Genomic DNA, 5009 nt, shown 5'->3' on the forward strand with positions numbered 1-5009 from the left:
GAAAAACCCCGATATAGCTTCCCGTTCCTTTTTTCACTTCAAAAAGATTAAACGCAGAACGTAAACCTACGAAAACCGGGAAGTTCCACAAGTCGGTTGTTAGTCCGTTATACTTATTCTCTTCTTTCCTTAAACTAGCCAGCGAAACAATAGGGAATTTCTGAACTTTCACCCCAACAAATCCTGTTGATGAGACTCCATTGTTTAGGGATTCTCCTTTTATTACGCTGTAGCCAAAAGCAATACCTGCATCATAATTCATCCACTCATCGCCTTGAAAACCCGTTCCAAACTCAAACATTGCAGCCGTTTGTGCCTGAGCAGCAAAGGAAAGCCAGAAAAATGAAAGCAAGTAACAGTATTTTAATCGTTTGAACATAAATCTTAAAGCTTTTACTATTTTGAAAATATTATTAATACAACCATAAAACCAACCCGACTTTATGGTAGTATAAAAATTTTAGTTTATGTACATTCTAATGCCCTGCCACTGTCCATTATGTTTTACTGCCCCAAAAATGAATGCCTCATCAATATTAAATTTATTAGGAGTAAAACCAACTAACTTCCATTTGCCTCCTTCTTTTGACCCCAAACTAAACCCAAAGGAATGGTGCGTAGAATTTAAGTCTTCCTGACCACTCCCCGAAAACAGTACTTTTATAGGCTTCATCTCCCCAACCTAAAATCCCTCTCTTTCTTTGATTTTTTATTTCCCAATAATGGATATATTGCCATTCTGTCCCATTCCCAAGATGCTGCCATGATTGAAATTTAACATTTATTCTTGTCCTTCGACCATTGCCACTGGAATACGAATAACCACTCGACAAAGTATTATTATTTCCAGGAAAACTTTTTAGTTGGCATTCCTCACCCTGTGATTGCAACACCCATACTGAGCCTTCGTCTAACTTTAGATTGTCCACATCAGAGCAGGACTTTAATCTATTTATATTACTCAATGGCAGAATCCGTATGTAGTTTTCTGCTACATGAAACAAAGAATCACCCACCGCAAAAGCGCCATCGTGGTTCAACACTGAAGCCCAATATGGTGCTGGTGTAACAAGATCAAAGTCTATTTCATTGGTTTCGCGATCTTTCGTAATTAAGGCGAGCCTACAAGCCTGTATATTTCAAAAACTAATAGAATAACTAACTGATGGCATAATCGGGAAAAGACTAAACCGATAGATAGTTGGACTTTCGTTATGAATTCGTGTGAAATAAAAGTTCGGATTCTTCCGGTTGTAAATATTTATCACACTTAAACTCCATTCACTACGAAACGCCTTTCTTACTGTAGAATAGGAAAATCCTACATCACCCCGATGGTACCAAATATCACGAAAACTATTTATACCATTGTAAATAAATACAAAATCGCCCTCGTGATTTTTATATTGTGCTTGAGGCAGGCTATATGGAAGCCCAGTACCTAAATCCCAAGTTAAAGACCATGATATTTTTTTACTGATTTGTTGCTGATAGAACCATGAAAAAGAGAACAACCTGTCATATTTAAAGGGATACTTTTTGCCAAAATTAATATCATCAAACTGGCGAACTGATTGGGACAAGGCAGCACCTAGCCATCCGGTCGATTCACCTTTTGTCTTACGAACTAAAAACTCAATACCCTTGCTTTCTCCTCTCCCGTTAACAGCAAGAATTCGCTCCCAATCAAAACCTGAAGTTGTGTATGATACGCCTTCGTTAAGGTCTGCAAGATCAAGCATCTTTTTGTAATATGCTTCCAGAGAAACCTCATACATATCATCAAACGATGAGTGATAAAGACCTATTAAAAACTGATGGCTTGTTGAAGGTGGTGCTGACTCAAGAGCAGGAATTCTAAAGTCAGCTGGCATTCCTGCGCTATTATTGGAAATCAAATGGAAATGCTGCATCATTTTCGAATAACTTAATTTTACCGATAGGTTGTATGTTAATCTTCGGGCTACCGTTACGCGAGGTTTAAAGAATCTGTAGTTTTCACCCTCAGAAAGAATAGAACTTACACGCAGTCCTCCATTCAACGAGAATCCACAAACATCATTAAAAATCATTTCACCAAAAACATTAGGAGAGATTGACACTTTCTGTGGAAATCCGTCTTTCTCGTCCAAATAAGCAAATCCATTACCAGATTGTATAAATTGTGTACTTCCGGGTCTATAAGAATGACGAAACAACTCACTACCAAAGATCAAAGTAAAGTTATTAAATGGCTGGTAATCAAAATGCATTTTAATGAAATCATCTCGAATTCCCGATGAGAAATCACTCTTAAAATTACCGGAACCACCCTCGTTATTAACCTTAACCAAAGACTGCTCACGATAGCCGTAACTGGACTTACCAATAATAACATTCAGATAGAGCATATGATTAATCAGCCTGTTATAGCGTAATGAAAAGGCATGATTTCCCCACCCAACTTTTAATTTGGATTGTACCTTATCATCATTTTTCACTCGGACTGATACATGATCATTACCAATATAATAACTAAAATACAGTCGGTCCTTATCCGTTAAGCGATAGTTAAGCTTAACATTCAAATCATACATGGCGTATTTTTCATCCATTTCCCAAATCCAACGAAAGAAAGGAAATGTGTTTTTTCGAAAAGAAACCAGATAGGACGATCTCTCCCTAACCAATGGACCTTCGAATAAAGCTTTTGAGGTTAACATGCCCAATGTTAAGTGTTTTTGATGTTCTAAATTATTCCCATCCCGCGAAAAAACATCCACAACCGATGAGAGCCGTCCACCATAACGTGCCGGAAAACCTCCCAAATAAACATCTGCACTATTTATAAAATCCGCATTAAAAGTAGATGTAAACCCACCAAAATGACTTACATGATAAAGCGGCATATAATCTAAAAGAAATAAGTTTTGATCATGACCTCCGCCACGTACATACAAATTGGCATTGCCATCTCCTGCAAGGCTGACTCCGGGGGATTTCTGTAAATATAGAAGCAAGTCCTTTTCTCCGGCAAAAGAGGGTAAAAGATTCAACTCCCGTCGTTCTAATTTGAAAACGGATACTTCCGGAACCATGAAATCCTTCACTTTTTGACTCGAAACAAACACCTCATCCAATGCAAAATGAGCCGGAGATAAATAGACCATCTGGCGTGATGCAAACAAATCAAAATGAAGCGCTACCGGAGAATAACCGATATGAGTAATAGTTATCTCTCTATTAAAATCCTGGCTATCTAACCACAATGTAAAATGTCCCTGAGCGTTAGAAGTTGTAGCACTTTTTCCATCTGAAACATAAATATACGCACCAATTAGCACCTCACCCGTTACAATATCGAACACAGTACCCGAAATGACCTGTCGATCAGACTGACCAGCAACCATCCTGCTTATAAGCACAAATATCAGAAATGCTGAAGAAAATATTCTGGCTTGCATAAAATCTAATTAACAGTGCGGGCTTCAACTTGTAATACTGTATCAACCTTACAATAACCCGCAAAAATACCCACACCTCCCACCACATTAGACTTAACATCAATAGGTGGGGCTAACCCATACAGGAAGTCACCTTCTATAGCATATTGTTGTTGATAAAGCGAGGTTTTATATGAAAAATAGGCCTTTGAAACAGTCCGCAACTCTATTTTTAAGAAATGCTTGGGCAGTATGTGCCCATCAGTCATATTCCATACTGTACTTGGCGCATCATAATAAAAATCAATATAGAAAGGTTCTCTTTTGACGCTTCGCCACAAAAGAGTAGGTGGCCCTACCGACCCTAAAAGCAACACCCCCGGATAGTATTCCTCCCTGGTAATTAAATGGTGATGAGAGAACGGATAAAAGACCCGGGTAAAATACTGACCCACATCTTCCATCTCCTTTTCTGTACTGTACAAAACAATTTCATAATAGACATCCTCATCACCGTCTCTAATTGGCGGAATAATAGAACCACTCACATAATAAAAAAGCTCTCCCTCCAAAGGACTAACCTCAAAATTTTTAAAATAGGCAGGATGTGGTATTGTATCCACAGCCGTCACACTAATATCCAAATCATCGGACTCTACAACCAATCTGACAGTGCTACCATATTTGAATTCAGGAATTCCGGAACTCAACAAAGACGTATCAAAAAAGTGTTCATCTATTAACAATTGATGCCGATGATTAAGATCGTCCTCCAACCATGCCTTTGAAATCTTCACACGCTTATATTTTTGAGAATAGGCAGGCTGAGTTAAGGAAACAAAAACCCTAACAGAATCCTCCGCAGAAAAAAATGAACTCACAGCTAACTCAGGCTTGAAATTTTTAGTCAAATCAACTTCAACTTCCTGCTCACAACCAAAAATCAGCATAAGTAACCCAAATAAATACCAGCGCATAAATACCATGTTTAAGTAATGTTGCCTGCTGATAACTTTAGCAGGCAACATTATAATCAAAATAAGGACTTGTACCTGCGCCTAACTCCAACCTGTAGCTAAGCTGCGCTATGCCGGAATGACAAAATCCGGATAACATGCACAACAAGAAGAATAAACTTTTTACCATCGTTTCACCCCTTCTTAAACATATAGCCTATCGCTAAACGGAAATTTAAAAGAACTCCTGAATCGGTTTCGCGATGTGTCTCCCCATTGAAATAAGTGTACTCTTCATAAATCCATCCATAACCAATTCCATAGGCAAGCTCAAAATTGAAACGCTTTCCTATATTGCGCTTCAAACCATACATTGGAATAACAAAGACACCCGGGTCAATTCTGGCATTATCTGATTTAAAACCAATACCGGGCTGAATACAGGTATAAAGAGACAGGTAGTTGCCGCTATTCCCATCAATTCTCTTTCCTTTTTCCAGGCGACGGTTTAGATTGTAATAATAGCGAGGCTCAACGACCAGGTACGGTATAACTTCCCAACGACCAGAAGAATCATAATACCCTCCTCCGGACCAACTAAAGCCCCATGACAGTTCACTACGCAACGCTA

At 38.6% G+C, this 5009-nt stretch carries 5 protein-coding genes; all 5 read right to left on the reverse strand.

Going from position 1 to position 5009, the window contains the following annotated elements:
- Window positions 1-352, reverse strand: a 352-nt coding sequence (locus VL047_RS00030) for a hypothetical protein (protein WP_325357226.1), incomplete at its 3' end; no start/stop codon positions are given.
- Window positions 353-596: 244 nt separating this feature from the next.
- On the reverse strand, window positions 597-1043 hold the full coding sequence (locus VL047_RS00035) for a hypothetical protein (protein WP_325357228.1): 447 nt from the start codon (window positions 1041-1043) through the stop codon (window positions 597-599).
- A gap of 96 nt (window positions 1044-1139) precedes the next feature.
- A complete protein-coding gene (locus VL047_RS00040; protein WP_325357230.1) occupies window positions 1140-3443 on the reverse strand; it encodes a TonB-dependent receptor in 2304 nt (767 codons plus the stop codon).
- Between the two features lie 5 nt (window positions 3444-3448).
- A complete protein-coding gene (locus tag VL047_RS00045; protein WP_325357232.1) occupies window positions 3449-4450 on the reverse strand; it encodes a DUF4249 family protein in 1002 nt (333 codons plus the stop codon).
- Window positions 4451-4572: 122 nt separating this feature from the next.
- On the reverse strand, window positions 4573-5009 hold a 437-nt coding region (locus VL047_RS00050; protein WP_325357234.1), incomplete at its 5' end, for a hypothetical protein.

The organism is Albibacterium sp. (assembly GCF_035514885.1).
GTDB lineage: Bacteria > Bacteroidota > Bacteroidia > Sphingobacteriales > Sphingobacteriaceae > Albibacterium.

Bases quoted from the DNA above. Each gene is read 5' to 3' on its own strand.
- VL047_RS00040 (WP_325357230.1), bottom strand. From the start codon at position 3,443: ATGCAAGCCAGAATATTTTCTTCAGCATTTCTGATATTTGTGCTTATA.
- VL047_RS00045 (WP_325357232.1), bottom strand. From the start codon at position 4,450: ATGTTGCCTGCTAAAGTTATCAGCAGGCAACATTACTTAAACATGGTA.